Annotated in this window: 15 protein-coding genes; 8 read left to right on the forward strand and 7 right to left on the reverse strand. The window is 65.4% G+C overall.

The features are described from left to right. Positions 1 to 286 precede the first annotated feature (286 nt). A complete protein-coding gene (locus tag NFC73_RS11665; protein WP_254750360.1) occupies positions 287 to 967 on the forward strand; it encodes a DUF998 domain-containing protein in 681 nt (226 codons plus the stop codon). On the opposite strand, the gene NFC73_RS11670 is transcribed toward NFC73_RS11665, so the two are convergent. After that, complete coding sequence (locus NFC73_RS11670; protein WP_308292680.1) at positions 964 to 1,725, reverse strand: aminotransferase class I/II-fold pyridoxal phosphate-dependent enzyme; 762 nt, start codon at positions 1,723 to 1,725, stop codon at positions 964 to 966. The two genes, NFC73_RS11665 and NFC73_RS11670, sit on opposite strands and share 4 nt — an antisense overlap. Before the next feature lie 144 nt (positions 1,726 to 1,869). Here NFC73_RS11670 and NFC73_RS11675 point away from each other — a divergent pair, with 144 nt between their 5' ends. Continuing rightward, a complete protein-coding gene (locus NFC73_RS11675) occupies positions 1,870 to 3,525 on the forward strand; it encodes a serine hydrolase domain-containing protein (RefSeq protein ID WP_254750364.1) in 1,656 nt (551 codons plus the stop codon). 206 nt (positions 3,526 to 3,731) lie between these two features. Here the strand turns inward: NFC73_RS11675 and NFC73_RS11680 are convergent, their stop codons facing one another. Beyond that, positions 3,732 to 4,379, reverse strand: a complete 648-nt coding sequence (locus NFC73_RS11680) for an excalibur calcium-binding domain-containing protein (RefSeq protein ID WP_254750366.1) — start codon at positions 4,377 to 4,379, stop codon at positions 3,732 to 3,734. Between the two features lie 45 nt (positions 4,380 to 4,424). Continuing rightward, on the reverse strand, positions 4,425 to 5,678 hold the full coding sequence (locus NFC73_RS11685; protein ID WP_254750368.1) for a GmrSD restriction endonuclease domain-containing protein: 1,254 nt from the start codon (positions 5,676 to 5,678) through the stop codon (positions 4,425 to 4,427). A gap of 473 nt (positions 5,679 to 6,151) precedes the next feature. On the opposite strand from NFC73_RS11685, the gene NFC73_RS11690 reads away from it, so the two are divergent. After that, a complete protein-coding gene (locus tag NFC73_RS11690; protein ID WP_254750370.1) occupies positions 6,152 to 6,850 on the forward strand; it encodes a DUF2306 domain-containing protein in 699 nt (232 codons plus the stop codon). 303 nt (positions 6,851 to 7,153) lie between these two features. On the opposite strand, the gene NFC73_RS11695 is transcribed toward NFC73_RS11690, so the two are convergent. The 3 genes from NFC73_RS11695 to NFC73_RS11705 all read right to left on the reverse strand — a co-directional run bounded on the left by NFC73_RS11695 (position 7,154) and on the right by NFC73_RS11705 (position 8,675). Beyond that, entirely contained in the window at positions 7,154 to 8,020 is an 867-nt protein-coding gene (locus NFC73_RS11695) for an alpha/beta fold hydrolase (protein ID WP_254750372.1), read from the reverse strand. A gap of 13 nt (positions 8,021 to 8,033) precedes the next feature. Next, positions 8,034 to 8,420 (reverse strand): hypothetical protein, encoded by a 387-nt coding sequence (locus NFC73_RS11700; RefSeq protein WP_254750374.1) that lies wholly within the window; start codon positions 8,418 to 8,420, stop codon positions 8,034 to 8,036. A 111-nt stretch (positions 8,421 to 8,531) separates the two neighbouring features. Further along, on the reverse strand, positions 8,532 to 8,675 hold the full coding sequence (locus NFC73_RS11705; protein WP_254750376.1) for a hypothetical protein: 144 nt from the start codon (positions 8,673 to 8,675) through the stop codon (positions 8,532 to 8,534). Between the two features lie 141 nt (positions 8,676 to 8,816). Here NFC73_RS11705 and NFC73_RS11710 point away from each other — a divergent pair, with 141 nt between their 5' ends. The 4 genes from NFC73_RS11710 to NFC73_RS11725 all read left to right on the forward strand — a co-directional run bounded on the left by NFC73_RS11710 (position 8,817) and on the right by NFC73_RS11725 (position 14,417). Further along, positions 8,817 to 11,498, forward strand: coding sequence for a PEP/pyruvate-binding domain-containing protein (locus NFC73_RS11710; RefSeq protein WP_254750378.1), 2,682 nt, complete (start codon positions 8,817 to 8,819; stop codon positions 11,496 to 11,498). A 22-nt stretch (positions 11,499 to 11,520) separates the two neighbouring features. Next, positions 11,521 to 12,117, forward strand: a complete 597-nt coding sequence (locus NFC73_RS11715) for a dihydrofolate reductase family protein (protein ID WP_254750380.1) — start codon at positions 11,521 to 11,523, stop codon at positions 12,115 to 12,117. Between the two features lie 225 nt (positions 12,118 to 12,342). After that, positions 12,343 to 13,410, forward strand: a complete 1,068-nt coding sequence (locus tag NFC73_RS11720; RefSeq protein WP_254750382.1) for a LacI family DNA-binding transcriptional regulator — start codon at positions 12,343 to 12,345, stop codon at positions 13,408 to 13,410. A gap of 11 nt (positions 13,411 to 13,421) precedes the next feature. Then, a complete protein-coding gene (locus tag NFC73_RS11725; RefSeq protein WP_254750384.1) occupies positions 13,422 to 14,417 on the forward strand; it encodes an aldo/keto reductase family protein in 996 nt (331 codons plus the stop codon). A 49-nt stretch (positions 14,418 to 14,466) separates the two neighbouring features. Here the strand turns inward: NFC73_RS11725 and NFC73_RS11730 are convergent, their stop codons facing one another. After that, positions 14,467 to 14,619, reverse strand: a complete 153-nt coding sequence (locus NFC73_RS11730) for an LPXTG cell wall anchor domain-containing protein (RefSeq protein WP_254750386.1) — start codon at positions 14,617 to 14,619, stop codon at positions 14,467 to 14,469. Positions 14,620 to 14,931: 312 nt separating this feature from the next. Here NFC73_RS11730 and NFC73_RS11735 point away from each other — a divergent pair, with 312 nt between their 5' ends. Beyond that, positions 14,932 to 15,603: a peptidoglycan-binding protein gene (locus NFC73_RS11735; RefSeq protein WP_254750388.1), complete on the forward strand. Its 672-nt coding sequence runs from the start codon at positions 14,932 to 14,934 to the stop codon at positions 15,601 to 15,603. Positions 15,604 to 15,619 lie beyond the last annotated feature (16 nt).

Below are 15,619 nucleotides of genomic sequence, written 5' to 3' on the forward strand. Positions count from 1 at the left end.
TCCACCCTGCCTTGTCAGGATACAGGGGTGCCGTGGCGGCCCCCGCCGCCCGATCCTGGTCAGACCTCGGAGGGGAATGGGGCCGTCCTAGGCTGGAGTGACGGAAGTTTTCTGATGGGGGACCGGATATGAATCGGTGGCCGCAGGGCCAGGGACGTTCGCCCCTAGCGGCGTTCCGCCAACCCGGCGCAGGGTTGTACCGGTAGGCGAAGACGCGTGGGGGCAAACGCCCGCGGGCCCCGACGCCAACGACCGGCCAGGCCGCGGGCTCTGAGGACATCCGGAAATGTCAATCGATAAGCATCGGCTTCCGCAGCTCAGGCGGGCTGCAAAGCCCGGAAGCCAACGTGGTGAGGCTCTCCGCCGGGGGCTGCTCGCGGCAGGGGCGCTGTCCTCGCTGTCATACGTAGTTGCCACCGACGTTTTGGCGGCGGCCCGGTGGGAGGGTTACCGCCGCACTGAACAGATGGTGAGCGAGCTGTTCGCCGTCGGCTCCCCCGGCCGGGACGTCCTGGTCCCCTTCATGTGGCTCTACGCGCTGCTGTTCACGGCATTCGGCGTCGGCGTCTGGATTTCTGCGCGCGGCCACCGCGCCCTGCGGATCGGCGGCGGCCTGCTCATCGGGTACGGGTTGTGGAACATCGTGGGCGGCTTCTATCCGCTGACGCTCGGTGAAGAAGCGTCGATTCCCATGCATATCGTGGCCACCATCGTGCAGCTTGCCCTCATGGTCGCGGCAATGTGCTTCGTGGCAGTGGGGTTCCACGGCAGGATGCGTGTCTACTCGTTCGTTTCGCTTGCTGTTTGCGCGGGCATGGGCGTGGTGGCGTTTGTGGCGGCCCCGGGACCGAACCTCGTGCTGGGCATCGGCGAACGGATCAGCATCGGGGCGTTTCTGCTCTGGGTGGCCGTCCTCGCGGTGGCGTTGTGGAAGCGGCCAGCGGCGGACGGTGCAGGCAGGCACTAAAGGGCCCGGGAAGCCATGGCGTACAGGTCGGCAACCTCGTCCGGCCGCTCCAGCTGCTTTCCAATCGCCAGACGGATGCTCTGCCGATGGCCACTGCGGATAGCTCCGCCCGAGGCGCCGCCCGCCGCGACACCGTGCGATGCCAGCACCAGCAGCGCCTGCTGCTCATTGAGCACCGGCACCCATAAACCCAGCCCGTCATCATGGCTTTCGACCACGACACCGCGGTCGGCGAGAAGTTCCGCCATCTGGGTTCGTCGTTTAGCGTATTCGGTGCGCGCACGCTGCACCTGCGCCCTCACTGCATCGCTTGTCAGCATCCATGCCAGCGCATTCTGCAACGTGCGGCTGGTCCAACCCGCCCCGAACTGCCTGTAAAGCCTGGCCCTTTCCATCGGCTCGGCCGGTCCGCCCACGACGGCCAGCCGGAGGTCCGGACCGTGGGATTTGGAGTAGCTGCGGACCAGCACGGTCTGCGACGGAAGAAGCGCCCCCAGGCCCGCATACGGTCTGAGGGCGAGGTCCCCCAGTCCGTCATCCTCAATGATGAGCACCCGCGTATCCCGCAGTACGTCAGCAATTAAGTCCCGACGCTCGGGCGTCATGTTTGTGCCCGACCGGGAGTTAGCGCACGGTTCATAAATGAACGCCACGGGCTGCTTGGTGAGGGCCTGTTTGAGGGACTCCGGGATGGGTCCGTCAGCGTCAATCGCCACGGGAACAACCACGACGCCGGCCAGCTCAAGGATGTCCAGCAGCCGAGGGGTTGCCGGGGCCGTCGGTAGGAGTTCTGCTCTGGATCAGGGGCTGCATTGGCGACCCTGCTTTGGGAGCGTTGCATTGTTTTCCACCTGGCCAGGCCATACCGTGAAGGGACGGTCAGCCGAAGTGCAGGTGCGGGCATGCGAGCTATTTCCTGGTCAGCGCGCTGTCTCCTGTTGTGCTTGCTGACCGTGGGGATCCTCGGCGGCGCCACCACACCGGCACCGGCCCCTGCCGGCCCGCCGGCCACAGGACCCGTGAGCCCCGAGCAGACCTACGACGTGCTGGACACCTTCCTCCGGGAGCAACTGGAAACCCTTGGGATTCCGGGCGCCGCCATCGCCGTCGTCCGGGACGGCGTCCAGGTGCACTCCGCAGCATTTGGACGCGCCGACGACTCCGGGCGCCCGATGACCGCCCAGACGCCGGTGCTGCTGGCCTCCACCAGCAAGTCCATCACGGCCATCGCCGTGATGCAGCAGGTGGAGGCCGGCCGCCTGCGGCTGGATGAGCCGGTGCAGACCTACCTGCCCTGGTTCACGCTGGACGACAGTCGCTCGCAAGCCATCACGGTCCGCCACCTGCTCCACCAGGCCAGCGGCATGTCATCCAAGGACACGGCATTCGAAGCCTCCGACGCACAGGGCCCGGAGGCTCTCGAAGAAGGGGTCCGGGCCCTCTCAGGAGCCCCGCTGGCCGGCGAGCCCGGCCAGGCCTTCCACTACGCCAGCGCCAACTTCAACATCCTGGGCCTCCTGGTGCAGACAGTCTCCGGCCAGCCGTTCAGCGAGTACTTGGAGCAGCATGTCTTCGGGCCGCTGGAGATGACGCACAGCCATCCCACCCAGGCTGCCGCGCGCGCGGACAATGCGGCCGCCGGCTACTCGCTGTGGTTTGGCTCGTTCTGGCGCCAGACCGACGTGCCCGCGCCAACCACCGGGATGCCGTCGTCCACCCTGTACTCGTCCGCCGAGGACCTGGGCCATCAGCTGATCGCAATGCTCGACGGCGGACGGTACCGCGATGCCCAAATCCTCCGTCCCGAAAGCTTGGAGGCGATGTTCGAGCCTCTCGTGCAGGTGGACGGGTCCAAGGGGTACGCGATGGGATGGTTCACCCGTCCGCTCGCGGAGTCCGCCGATCCCGCGGCACCGCCCGTCCCCGAGGCGGACCTGCCGCGGCTCCTGGAGCATCAGGGCGAATGGGGCAACAGCCACACCTATCTGGCCATGGTTCCGGAGTCCGGCCTCGGCGTTGCGCTGGTCATCAACGGCAATGACACCGCCGCCCCATCGCGGCTGAAGGCCATCGACACCAACGTCCTGCGAATCCTCCACGGGCACTCCCCCGTGCCGGCGGTGGTGTTCGAGGACTGGCTGCAGCGCTACAGCTGGGCGGTTTCGCTGGCGCTGCTGCTGGCGGAGTTGGTGAGCATGGGGCTGGCGCTGCGTTTCCTGCTCCGGCGGCGCGCTCCGTCCCGGAAACGCTGGGTTCCGTTGGCGTGGGGAGTGGCGGCTCTCGCCTTGGACGGGTTCGCCCTGTGGCTGTGCCTCGTCTACGCCCCGGCCCGGTTCGACACCCACCTGTTTGTGATCATCCGCCAGTTTCCCGACGTCGGCATCTCGCTGGTGCCGGTACTCGTGCTGGCCATCCTCTGGCCGATCCCGCGGTCGGCGTGGCTGCTCGCCAGGGTGCGCGGAGGCGTCAGCAATCTGCCCGTTCAGGCTCCTGCTGGCGCGGCCTGGCCTAGAGTGCAGCGTTCGCCGTCAGCGGGGCGCCGTCGTGGGCCACATTGACGGTGACCCGGCCCCGAAACGGCTCAAACCGCGGCGTGTCCATGTCAAAGTGCCCCAGTTCGGCTACTCGTGCCATTAGAGGGAAGTCCAGCGCGGTGATGCGGCTGAACATGCTCAGCACTCCCTGGCCTGGATCAGCACTAAAGCCGACAGCCGCGGACACCTTCCAGAGGAAAGGTATCCGCGGCATCAATCGTCCGATTCGCTTACTTATCGCACCCGATTCCGTCACGGTCTCTGTCGAGGTGCGTCCCATATCCCGGTGTTCCGGCATAGATGGGCGCCGCACCTGCAGCGCGTGCCGCAGTGCAGTTTGCGTAGTAAACGGCTGCTGGCGCCTGGACCACCGGTGCCGGTGCCGGGGCCGGGGCGGGTGCGGGGACTACTGGAACTGGCTTCACGGCCTGCGCGGCTGCCAGATCTGCCGCGGCTTTCTCTGCCGCAGCCTTGTCCGCCACAACCTTTGCTGCAGCAGCCGCCTCTGCTGCCACCTTGTCGGCGGCGGCCTTATCAGCAGCGGCCTTTTCCGCCGCAGCTTTCTCAAGGTTCTTGACGCCGAGGTGAACGGTGGAGCCCTTTGCCGCCTGCGCGCCTTCCGAGGGGTCTTGGGACGTCACCTCCCAGTTCTTCTCGATGATGATCGACTTGCCGTCGACCGTGTCCACAGCCTCGACCTTGAACCCGAGATCTTCCAGTTGATCCGTGGCCTTGTCTAGGGTCAGGCTCAGCACATCTGGAACAGCGACAGTCTCAACAGCCACTGCGTCAGCGCTTGAAATTGCTGAAGCCTGCTTTCCACTGCATCCCGTCAGGATGAGGCCGGTCAGCACAATTAATGTAAGTGTCTTCTTCATTTTTCCCCCTTGGAAAATTTTGGAACGGTGGAGTGACTGGCGTGGCTAGCTCTCGCAGGCCACGCCGTCGGAATCGCGGTCAAGTCCTGCGCGGTAGCCGGCCTGGCCGGCATAGATCGGAGCGGCGCCGGCTGCTTTGGCGGCTGTGCAGTTGGCATAGTAAGCGGCCGGAGCTGCAGGAACAGGTACAGGTGCCGGAACAACGGGCGCGGGAGCAACCGGGGCAGGAGCAGGCACCACAACCACCGGGGCCGGAGCGGGAGCGGGAGCCACCGGGACAGCGGCTACCACCGGGGCCGGGGCCGGGGCCGCGGCGACTGGTGCCTGCTCGTTTGTTGGTGCGAGCTGGCCGGAGCAGTCGGCAAGGATCCTGGCCATCGCGTCGTGCTCCGCCTGGGTGACCCACAGGCTGTACGTTGCCTTCACTGAAATCTGCCGGGCCACGTATTCGCAACGGAAGCCTTTGTTCGGCGGCAACCAGGTGGCGGCGTCGCCGTCGCCCTTTTTCATGTTGGTGGGACCGTCCGTGGACTGGAGGTTCAGGGGGTCATTGGCGAAGGCTGTCCGCTGCTCCGTGGTCAGCTGCTGCGCGCCCTTCTGCCAGGCGTCGCTGAGGGCAACAACATGGTCGATCTGGACGGCGCTGCTGGTGGCACTCCCCCGCAGGAAGCTGATGGTGGTACCGGTGTAGGGGTCCGCCAGCGTTCCGGACTGCACCTTGCAGGGGACGCTGTTGGTGTAGGTGATCCCCGTAAGGTCGCGCTTGAGGGTGTCATTCCGCGTGTCGCAGCCGTTACGGTCTACGTCCACCCAGGCCTGACCGAAGAGCGCACGCTCATAGCCTGTCTTCGGCGCCCGGCCCTTGATGGCAAGGGTAGCCAGCAGGTCGATCGCCTTGGTGGCAAAGGCGGGCTGCCTCTTCGGAGCCGTGACGTCGTTTGCAACGAGGCTTGGAGTCTCAGGATCAAGCGGGGCGCCCGTCGCCTGCGCAGTTGGAGCGGACGACGGCGTCGGCGTGGCTGTTGCAGATGCGCTCGCTGTGGCGGTTCCTGGCGAAGCATTCCAGTCCGAGGAGGCTGCCTGAAAGTCCTCCGCGTTGGTACGCGGCAACGCGACGGCGCCGCCGATGAAGAGAGCGAACGAGACCGCAAGGGCTATGGCCCCTGACTTCCGCTTCGCCGGGAGCCACGCCCAGGAACGCCGCCCGGTCACCAAAATGTAGAGGCCGGTAAGTGCACCGGAGATGGCCAGGAACACCAGCGCGCCGCCAGCCCCGCCGCTGAACGCCCCTATGATCACAAAGAGCGCAGTAATGCCTCCGACAATAAACGTGGAAGCACGTGGCCTGCCTGGTGGTCTTGACCCGGAACCACCAGATGCTGGAGCCCGGAGCACTTCATTGTTCGACATTATTTCCCCCAAATAATAAAAGCCCGACAATTAGCCGGGCTTTTACCCTGTCGACGCTTGCGTCACTGAAGACCCTATTTCTGCGGCGGCTGCGAACGGCCGATACTTCGCGGATCTTGGTACAACATTGATCCGGTCTTGAGCTGATCTTGAGCGGTTCGTCGATCGGGGAATTCGAGGCTTAATAATGGAAACAGGTGCTAAGGGATGACGTAATTTGCTGTTCCCCATATTTATGCAGAGGCCTCGTGCCTATCGTCTATCCGGACCGGGTGCAGTACGTTGGCCGTACGAACAGCGTGGTGCTGGGCACCGTATTCCGGCCGCCAACTCTCCAAATTGCGATCCAGAGAAGCGAACTCATGAAATCTGCAACCGTTCCCCGCTCCCGTCAAAGCCCCCGGGCCCGCTGGCTCGTACCTGCCGCCCTGATCTTCCTCAGCCTCGTCCCGGTCATCGCCGGGACCGTGCGCCTGACCGAGCTCTGGGGAGGTCGGATCACGCCGGATAACGCGCGGTTCTTCGATTCGCCAGTCCCCGTACTGATCCATATCCCCACGGTCACGGTGTACCTGGTGCTGGGGGCGTTTCAGTTCGTTCCCTCGCTTCGACGGGGCACGCGCGGCAGGGCCAGCTGGCACAAAATCGCGGGACGCATTCTTGCCCCCACCGGCCTGCTCGCCGCCCTGTCGGGTCTGTGGATGGCAGTTTTCTACGATCTCCCGCCCCTGGACGGGCCGCTTCTACTTGCCCTTCGGCTGGCCTTCGGGTCCGCCATGGTGGCGTTCATTGTCCTGGGATTCATCGCCGTGCGGCGCCGGAACTACGTCCGGCACAGCGAATGGATGTCGCGGGCGTACGCCATCGGCATCGCCCAGGGAACCATTGTTGTGGTGACCATTCCGTGGATTCTCCTGGTGGGGCCGGTTGACGAACTGACCCGGGCGCTTCTGATTGGCGCATCATGGGTACTCAGCCTGGCGGTGGCCGAATACTTCATCCACCGGCGCGCCCAAGTACCAACGCGAGCGGCGCTCCCAAGCCGTGCGCCGTCGTCGTAATTCCCGACGGCGGCCGCTGGCCAGGTGCCTAAGGTCTAGTAAGTGCGCTTACGGGTTGGGATCTAAACTTAATCATGGACACAATCCCGGCGGTTTTCCTCGTCTTCGGGGCAGCGTTCGCCTGGCTGGGCGTGACGCTGGTGGTTATCCTCCGGACTCGCCACCGTAGGAGTGGATCGAGGCCGGTGCATCCGGCACATCCCACTGACCAGGCTCACCTTCGTAACGGCATCCGCTGGCGCCGCCTCCGCCGGATCGCGGACCAGAACACTGGAACTCCGTCGAGACGACGCGGCCTGAAAGTCAGGAAGGTCCGCCATTGATGCCTGGCGATAATCGGGTGGAAGGCAACGAAGCCATAGCGCCAGACGGATCGTCTCGCATCCCATCCTCCATACGGACAAGCCATTCGCCGAGGAGGGCACCGGTGAGTGCCGGCTGGTCAAGATGTGCGTTGTGGCCGGCCCGGTCGAGAACCGCAAACGTGGATTGCACGTAGTGGCCGGAAAGGGCGATCTGATCCTGGAACCCCACCACGTGGTCTTGGCGTCCCGTAATAATCACGGTTGGGCGTTGGAACTTCGGGGATCGATGCTCTGGCTCTCGACCCAGGGCATAACTGCTCGAAATTCGTTGGACGGCCGCCTGGTCAAAGGCCCGCAAGCCGGGGAGCACGGATTCGCGGAACCGGAGCCAGTTCTCCATAGATTGGACCACTGCCATCTCCTCGTAGTCCGCCGCGTCCCGGGGGTCTAAGGACGCCACAAGGACCTGGTCCTTTTGCAGGACAGTTTGGGCCGGCACAGTTCGTGCCCCGTGCTCGGCCACTGCCACCGGGCAAAGGAGTGCGAGGCCCAGGACCTGGTCGCCGAATTCAGCCACAACTTGCCGGGCGATCATCCCGCCAAATGAATTGCCCAGGACCGCGAATTTTTCGTCTCCGAAAGTTGTCCGTGCGAAGGAGACAACGGCTTCCGCGACGGCATCTGCGCTGTCAACCTCGGGCCCTGCTGGGGACTGGCCCATGCCCGGAAGGTCAACATAAACGCGTCTCCACCGTCCTTGCAGGGCAAAAACGGAATCGAGCCCCAGCAACAGGTGATGATCCACGCAGAAGCCATGGATCATCAGGATCGGAGTGCCGGATCCAAATTCAACGGAATGCATCATTGAAAGCTTCACCTCAGCCGCGGGAGCTCTGCGCAGGCTGAAAGTAATCGGTCAGGAACCCAGCCAGGACACATGCCAGAATGACCTCCGTGGCTGGCAGGAGCGATACCGGGCCGACGAAATCGCGGACGTCGCTCCTGAAGAGCAGCATCAGGAGGACCACAACGAGGACGTAGGCGAGCGCTATCCCTAAGCCCACCATCGTGATGATGCTCCCGCGTGTCCGCCTCTTCTTCTTGGCAAACTGCTTCGCGTACTCCTCGGCTGTGCCAAAGGTGGCTTCCGCGGCAGTCCCGGTGGCGGCCCCATGCGCCCGCACGTCATCCAGTACGTCGGCGATCTCCGGTTCCGACAATCCACGCACTCTGAGGTTGAAGGTCAGCTTTCGCACATAGCTCATGGTTGTCCCCTGTCGGATTGTCCGGATTTCGGTGCTGGCTCATGCGCCAAGGCGACCATCGGCACCCAACCCGGGTGCCGCCGTCGTGCTCTGCGGTCCTGTTCCACCGCGTCAGGACACCCGGCGGAACTCCCCCGGCCGGAGCTGGACGTGGATGGGCAGCACCAGCTGGATGTGGGTGTCGCCGATGGGCTTGTCGAGCAGCTCGTTGATGGAGGTCTGCCCTTCCAACTCGCCGTGCTGGTTTTTGCCCATGCATCGAGCTTAGGTGCGCCACGGCGGGAGTGAATCCTAAGACACGCGCGAGCTATGGCCTCTTGTCTGCGGCAGTGCCAGTATGTGGAGAATCAGGTTCGCTGCAGGCGCCCCATAACCGGGCAGTAAGGACGCGCGGTCATGACCTACGTCAACAGTTTGGGCGATCTGGGGGCAGCCGACATCGCCATGGCCGGCGGCAAGGCCGTGGGACTGGGCGGCCTCATCCAGGCCGGTCTCCCGGTTCCCCCGGGCTTTGTGCTGAACACTGCCGCCTATTCGCACTTTGTGGAGGCCAACCAACTCGAGGCACGCATCCAGGAACTGGCCACCCTGTCGCCGCAGGCCTCTCCCCAGGACTACGCGGACGCCTCGGAGAGGATCAGAACCCTGTTCACGGCCGGCACCATTCCGGCCGCCATCGCAGCGGAACTCGGCGCCGCCTACGGGCGTCTCAGTGACGCGCGTCTGGACGACGGCGGGGAAACAGCCGTCGCGGTGCGTTCCTCCGCCACGGCCGAGGACCTGGCCGCAGCCAGCTTCGCCGGGCAACAGGAAACCTACCTGAACGTGCGCGGAGCCGAGGCGCTGTCCGCGGCCGTGATCGATTGTTGGGCGTCCCTGTGGACGGCTCGCGCCATGGCCTACCGGGCCCGCGCGGGCGTCGGACCGGATTCGGTGCGGCTCGCCGTCGTGGTTCAGCGGATGGTGGAGGCCGAGGCCGCCGGGGTGATGTTTACCGCCAACCCGGCCAACGGGCGCCGCGACGAGATCGCCATCAGTGCCGCGTGGGGCCTGGGCGAGTCCGTGGTCAGCGGAGCGGTCACCACGGATGACGTCGTGGTCGAGGCCGGGACTGGCGCCGTCGTGTCGCGGCACACGGCCGACAAGGCGGTTATGACTGTCTACGCCGAGCACGGCACCCGGGAGCAGCCGGTGGCGGCAGCCCGCCGTCGTGCGCCCGTACTGGACGATACGTCGGCCACCGAACTGGCGGCCTACGGAACGCGGAGTGCGGATCATTTCGGGGCACCGCAGGACATCGAGTGGGCGCGGGCCGGCGACGGGTTTTTCATCCTGCAGTCCCGCCCCATCACGGCGCTGCCCGAACCGGCAGCCGACACCCCGGACACCTGGCCCGTGCCGTACCCGAAGGGGATGTACTTCCGGGCGAGCATCGTGGAACAGCTGCCGGACCCGCTCTCGCCGCTGTTCGCCGACCTCATCGACGGCTCGGTGTCCCGCTCGCTGCGGGCCTTGATGAACGAGGCCGTGGGCACGAACGTCATCCGCGAGGACGACGTGGGACTGCCCACCATCAACGGCTACGCCTATTACTACTACCGCACCTCGGGGATGTGGCGGGTGATGGGCAAGTCGCTGAAGGCGGTACGCGCGCTGGCCCGCGGCCAGGCACACATGGGCGTGGCCGGCTGGCGCGAATTCTCGCATCCCCGCTACGAACGCGTGATCAAAGACTGGTCCGCGAAGCCCGTTGCGGAGCTCTCCGGTGCGGAACTGCTCGAGGGTGTGCAGACGCTGCTGGACGCCGGCACCGTGTACTACACAGCAGTGCAGTCAGTCATTCCGCTCGCCGCAACCAGCGAAATCTCCTTCGGTGCGTATTACGACACGTTCGTCCGGCGCGAGGGGGATCCCCCCGCCCTGACGTTCATCCTCGGCTACGACAGCGAACCCATCAGGGCGGAGAAGTCCCTGTACGATCTCGCAGCCTGGGCCCGGGGCGTCCCAGGGCTCGCTGCTGCGATCCTGCATGAACCGACGACGGCGTTGGCCGAGTCCCAGCGCACGGGATTCCCGCCGGCCGGGTTCAGTGAGCCGTTGTGGCAGTTGTGGCGTCCTCGCTTCCAGGACCACCTCCGCCGGTTCGGCCATGCGGTCTACAACCTGGACTTCGCCAGCCCGGTGCCGGCCGACGATCCATCAGCGTTGCTGGACACGGTGAAGTTCTACCTGCGGGGGCAGGGCACTGACCCCCATGAGCGGCAGCGGCTGTCGGCCGACCGCCGGGAGATCGCCACCAGCCGGATCTTCACCCGGCTCGGGCCGCGCCGCCGGGCCGCGTTCCTCAGGCTGCTCCGCTGGGCACAGAACACCGCGCCGATCCGCGAGGATGCCCTGGCCGACGTCGGCCTGGCCTGGCCGCTGCTCCGGCGGATGCTGCTCGAACTCGGGCAGCGGCTGGTGGACTCCGCTGTCATCGCCGAGCCCGCCGACGTGTTCTGGCTGCGGCACCAGGAGCTTCGCAGCGCCGTCGAGTTCGGCCTGGCCGCGCCGGGAGCACGGGCGGTGGCCATTACAGGAGCCGACCGGCCTGTCCGCGCCGCCGCCGTCGAGGAACGCAAGATGCTGTGGCGGGGCCAGATGAAGGCCGCCGCCCCGCAACTGCTCCCGGAGAGCCGCTGGATGGAAAAGGCCTTCGGGTCCATGATGCCAGCGGGCTCGCAGCACCAACCCGGCGACATCATCAAGGGCACGGGCGCGAGCTCGGGCCGGGTCACCGCCCCGGCCCGCGTCCTGCGGGGGCCCCAGGATTTCGCCCTGATGGAGCCCGGAGAGGTATTGGTTGCCCGCATCACCACTCCGGCGTGGACCTCGCTGTTCGCGATGGCCTCCGCCGTCGTGACCGATGTGGGCGGGCCGTTGAGCCACAGCTCCATCGTGGCCCGGGAGTACGGCATCCCGGCCGTGCTCGGCACCGGCGTTGCCACCCGGCGGCTCACCAGCGGCCAGCAGATCCGCGTGGATGGCGACGCCGGCACCGTCACCATCGAGCAGCCGGGCCCTACTCAGGGGCCATGACCCGGTGGGCATGATGGGGCGCATGAGCCGAGTCACGTGCGATCTGACCATCTCCCTCGACGGCTTCCTCGCCGGTCCGAACCAAAGCCCTGCGGAGCCGCTGGGCGAGAACGGCGAACTCCTGCACCGGTGGATGTTTGAGGAACCCGAGGCGAACGCGGCCGCGATCGAAGGCATCCTCGAAGCCGGCGCCTACATCATGGGCCGGAACATGTTCGCGGGGCCGGGCCCCGGGGCGTGGGATGCGGACTGGCGGGGCTGGTGGGGCGAGGAGCCGCCCTATCACGCACAGGTTTTTGTGCTCACGCATCATGCACGTGAGCCCCTGGAGATGCAGGGCGGCACCACGTTCAACTTCGTGACCGACGGCATCGAATCGGCACTGGCCCAGGCGCGGGAGGCCGCCGGCAGCAAGGACGTGGCCATTGCCGGCGGAGCGCAGACCGCCCGGCAATACCTCTCGGCGGGGCTGATCGACGAGCTGCGGCTCCACACCGCGCCGATGATCCTGGGGGCGGGCGAACGGCTGCTCGACGGCGTCGCGAACCTCACGCTCGAGCCGACGGAAGTGAGCGGGACGAGCCTCGTGACGCATGTGCGCTACCGGGTGGTCCACTGAATGGCCGCTCGAGCTGCAGGCGCAGCCGCAGGTAGCGGTAACAAACTCGCAACATGCCGGGCAGTGAAATCGAGTCCACGAGGCCCAGCAGATTCCCGGAATGTAGTCCTATCTCTCCCATGACACCGGATCAGATGGCTTTGGCGTCCCTGCTTCCCCGAGGTCCGGACGCCAACCTCTTGCAAGCGCTTGCGTTAAAGTTGAACACTGTCTAACGTGGACCACATGACAACCAGCGTTGAATCCGTGGCGGAACGAGCCGGAGTCTCTGTATCTACAGTCTCGCGGGCTCTGCGCTCCGTTCCCGGCGTCTCGGCCGCCACTCGCAAGCGCGTGCAAGATGCTGCTGACGAACTTGGCTATTCGGCGTCTCCGGCCGCGTCGCGGCTTGCGACGGGCCGGACCATGACCGTGGGGATCGTGGTGCCGGTCCTCGCTAAATGGTTCTTCGGGAAGGTCATCGGCGAAGCCACACATACACTCCGGCAAGCCGGATTCGATGTGCTCCTTTTCGAACTGGGCACCCGTGCGCAGCGGGAGCGGTTTTTTAGTAGTGCACATCTGCATGGCCGCACAGACGGGGTCATCATCATGGCCCTGCAGCCCAGTAAGGCGGAGCTGGAATCGCTCACCGCCCAGGGACAGGCGGTGGCTTTGCTTGGTGCCGAAGCGCAGGGCTTCGGCTCGGTGTCCGTGGATAACGTCAGCGCAGGGCGGGCTGCGGTAAGGCACCTGCTGAACCTCGGCCACGAACGGATCGCGTTCATCGGCATTCGTGACGAGGAGAGCAGCAACTTGGGCGGCGTCCCTCCTTTGCAGCGCCTCATGGGGTACCGGGAGGCGCTAGCAGAAGCAGGAGTGCCTGGGGACGACATGCTTGAACAGTTCGATGAGAACAGCGTCGACGGGGGCGCCGCTGCCATGTCCCGGCTGCTTGTCACGGAACAGGTCCCGACCGCCGTTTTTGTCGCCTCCGACGAAATGGCCTTCGGTGTCCTCAAGGTCCTCCGCAAGGCAGGCCTGGACGTTCCCCGGGATTTCTCGGTGCTGGGATTCGACAACCACGAACTCTGCGATGTGGTGGGCCTGACCACCATGGACCACGAGGTGGCTGAACAAGGTCAGGACGTAGCCCGGATCCTGCTGGACATCCTGCAGGGAGGGCCCCCTGCAAACCTTTCCCGCGCGGTACGCCTGGTGGTCCGGGAAACAACGGCACCTCCACATGTCCTGCGCACAACACCCACTGCCCCGGATTCTCCGCATTCCGCCGGACACCCCGGCACCCCCTGAAAGGACCTTCCATGCAATACCGCAAACTCGGCAACAGCGGCATGTACGTCAGCGCCATCGCGCTGGGCAACTGGGCCACGCACGGCGAAACCGTGGACCAGGATCTCGCCACCGCCTGCGTGCGCAAGGCCCTGGACCTTGGCATCACCACGTTCGACACCGCCGACGCCTACGCGGGCACCAAGGCCGAAACCATGCTCGGCGAAGCGCTTAAAGGTGTGCGCCGCGAGGGCATCGAAGTCATGACCAAGGCGTATTTCCCCACCGGCACCGGCAGGAACGACCGAGGCTTGTCCCGCAAACACGTCATGGAGTCGATCAACGGATCGTTGCGCCGCCTGCAGACGGACTACGTGGACGTCTATCAGGCGCACCGCTACGACTACGAGACCCCGCTCGAGGAGACCATGGGCGCCTTCGCGGACATCGTCCGCGCCGGCAAGGCCCACTACATCGGCGTTTCGGAGTGGACCGTGCCGGAAATTCGCGCCGGAGCCGCCTTGGCGGCCGAGCTTGGAATCTTGTTCGTCTCCAGCCAGCCGCAGTACAACATGCTCTGGCGTGTCATCGAACCCGAAGTCGTGCCGGCCTGCGAAGAGCTCGGGATCACGCAGGTGTGCTGGTCGCCGCTCGCACAGGGCGTCCTGACCGGCAAGTACGGCGCCTCTGCGGTTCCGGCGGGAAGCCGGTTCAGCACCGACGACGGCGGGCTCAAGACCGAGCACAAATTCATGCAGCCTGCGGTCATCGAACGGGTGGAGAAACTCAAACCGATCGCCGCAGATCTCGGCGTGCCGCTGGCAACCCTTGCCGTCGCCTGGGTCCTTGCCAACACCAACGTCTCCGCGGCGATCGTCGGCGCCAGCCGGCCCGAACAACTCGACGATACGGTCAAAGCCACGGAGCTGGTCCTCGACCAGGGAACACTCGACCTGATCGACGGGGCCCTGGGCGATGTCGTGGAGCGTGACCCCGCCAAAGTGGAGTCATTTCTCCAGCGCGTCTAAGGCCCAATCACTGAAACCGTGAGAAGTAGTGTCGATGATGTTGGCCCGGTCAGGCGTTGGCCTTCCGCTTCACCCAGCCCCACACGCCCGTAGCCACAAACAGGACGAGGCCGATGACTGCGAGCCAAATAAGGCCCTTCACGGCAAAGCCAACGATTGAAAGAACAAGCCAGATGACCAGAAGCGCAATTATTAGTCCCATAGCGGCATCCTACGCCCCCGCCGGACCCGGCCGTATTGCGCCCTGAATGACCCAGCGGTTGCCATCCGGGTCCGCAAAGTACGCAAACCGCACTCCGCCCGGAGAAGCCGGGCTTTGTCCTCGACCACGATGTGGAGCACATCCCAATATCCGGAACAACATCCATGCGCCTGCAACAAACACTCAATAGTTTGCGTCGCCCCGGGATACCAAAAAATGATCATCATGCTTACTATTGACTGGCGTTAGGCACATCGGTGTAGAAACTGCTCACTGGGGGCAGTGGCGACCGTGCCGGATCTGGAGTTTCGCGTGAGCACTGACCATGGACTGAACCCGCTGAGTGACGAAGAACTGATGGCCCAAGGCGGTACGGCGCTCCCCGACAAGGAAGTGGCCTCCGTACTGGACCTGAACGCCGATCTGGACCTGGGCATCAACGCCGCGGCGCCCATCGATCTGGCTGTCGCGGCCAACGCCAACGTCGCAGCCCCGATCGACGCTGCTGCCTCCGCGAATATCCTCTCGTTTGGATCCGAGGCCCAGGCCCTTGCCGACCAGGGAGTCATCATCGACCAGGGCATCACCGCGGATGCCACAGCGGACTCCACGCAGGACAGCACCATTGACCAAGGCACCGATCCGGCTGCCAGTCAGGACGGAACCACCGACGGCGGGCTCCTGCCCGAGGATCCCGCTTCGGATGTCGGCGCTTTGCCGGTGGATCCTTCCGCGGCCCTGGACGGGGACCTCCTGAACGTCAATGTGGACCTTGCCGCCCAGGCGGACATCGCGGCCCCGATCAACGGTGCCGTTGCTGCCAATGCCAACGTTGCCGCACCGATCGACGCGGCCGTTGCAGCGAATATCGGTTCCATCGACAGCGACGCTTTCGCTGTGGCGCAGCAGGACGCCATCATCAGCCAGCACATCGACGGCGAAGCCACCGCTTCCGCCGATCAGCAGTCCGATCTTCGGCAGTAGTCCGGACAGCACCTCC

Source organism: Pseudarthrobacter humi (assembly GCF_024294965.1).
GTDB classification, from domain to species: domain Bacteria; phylum Actinomycetota; class Actinomycetes; order Actinomycetales; family Micrococcaceae; genus Arthrobacter; species Arthrobacter humi.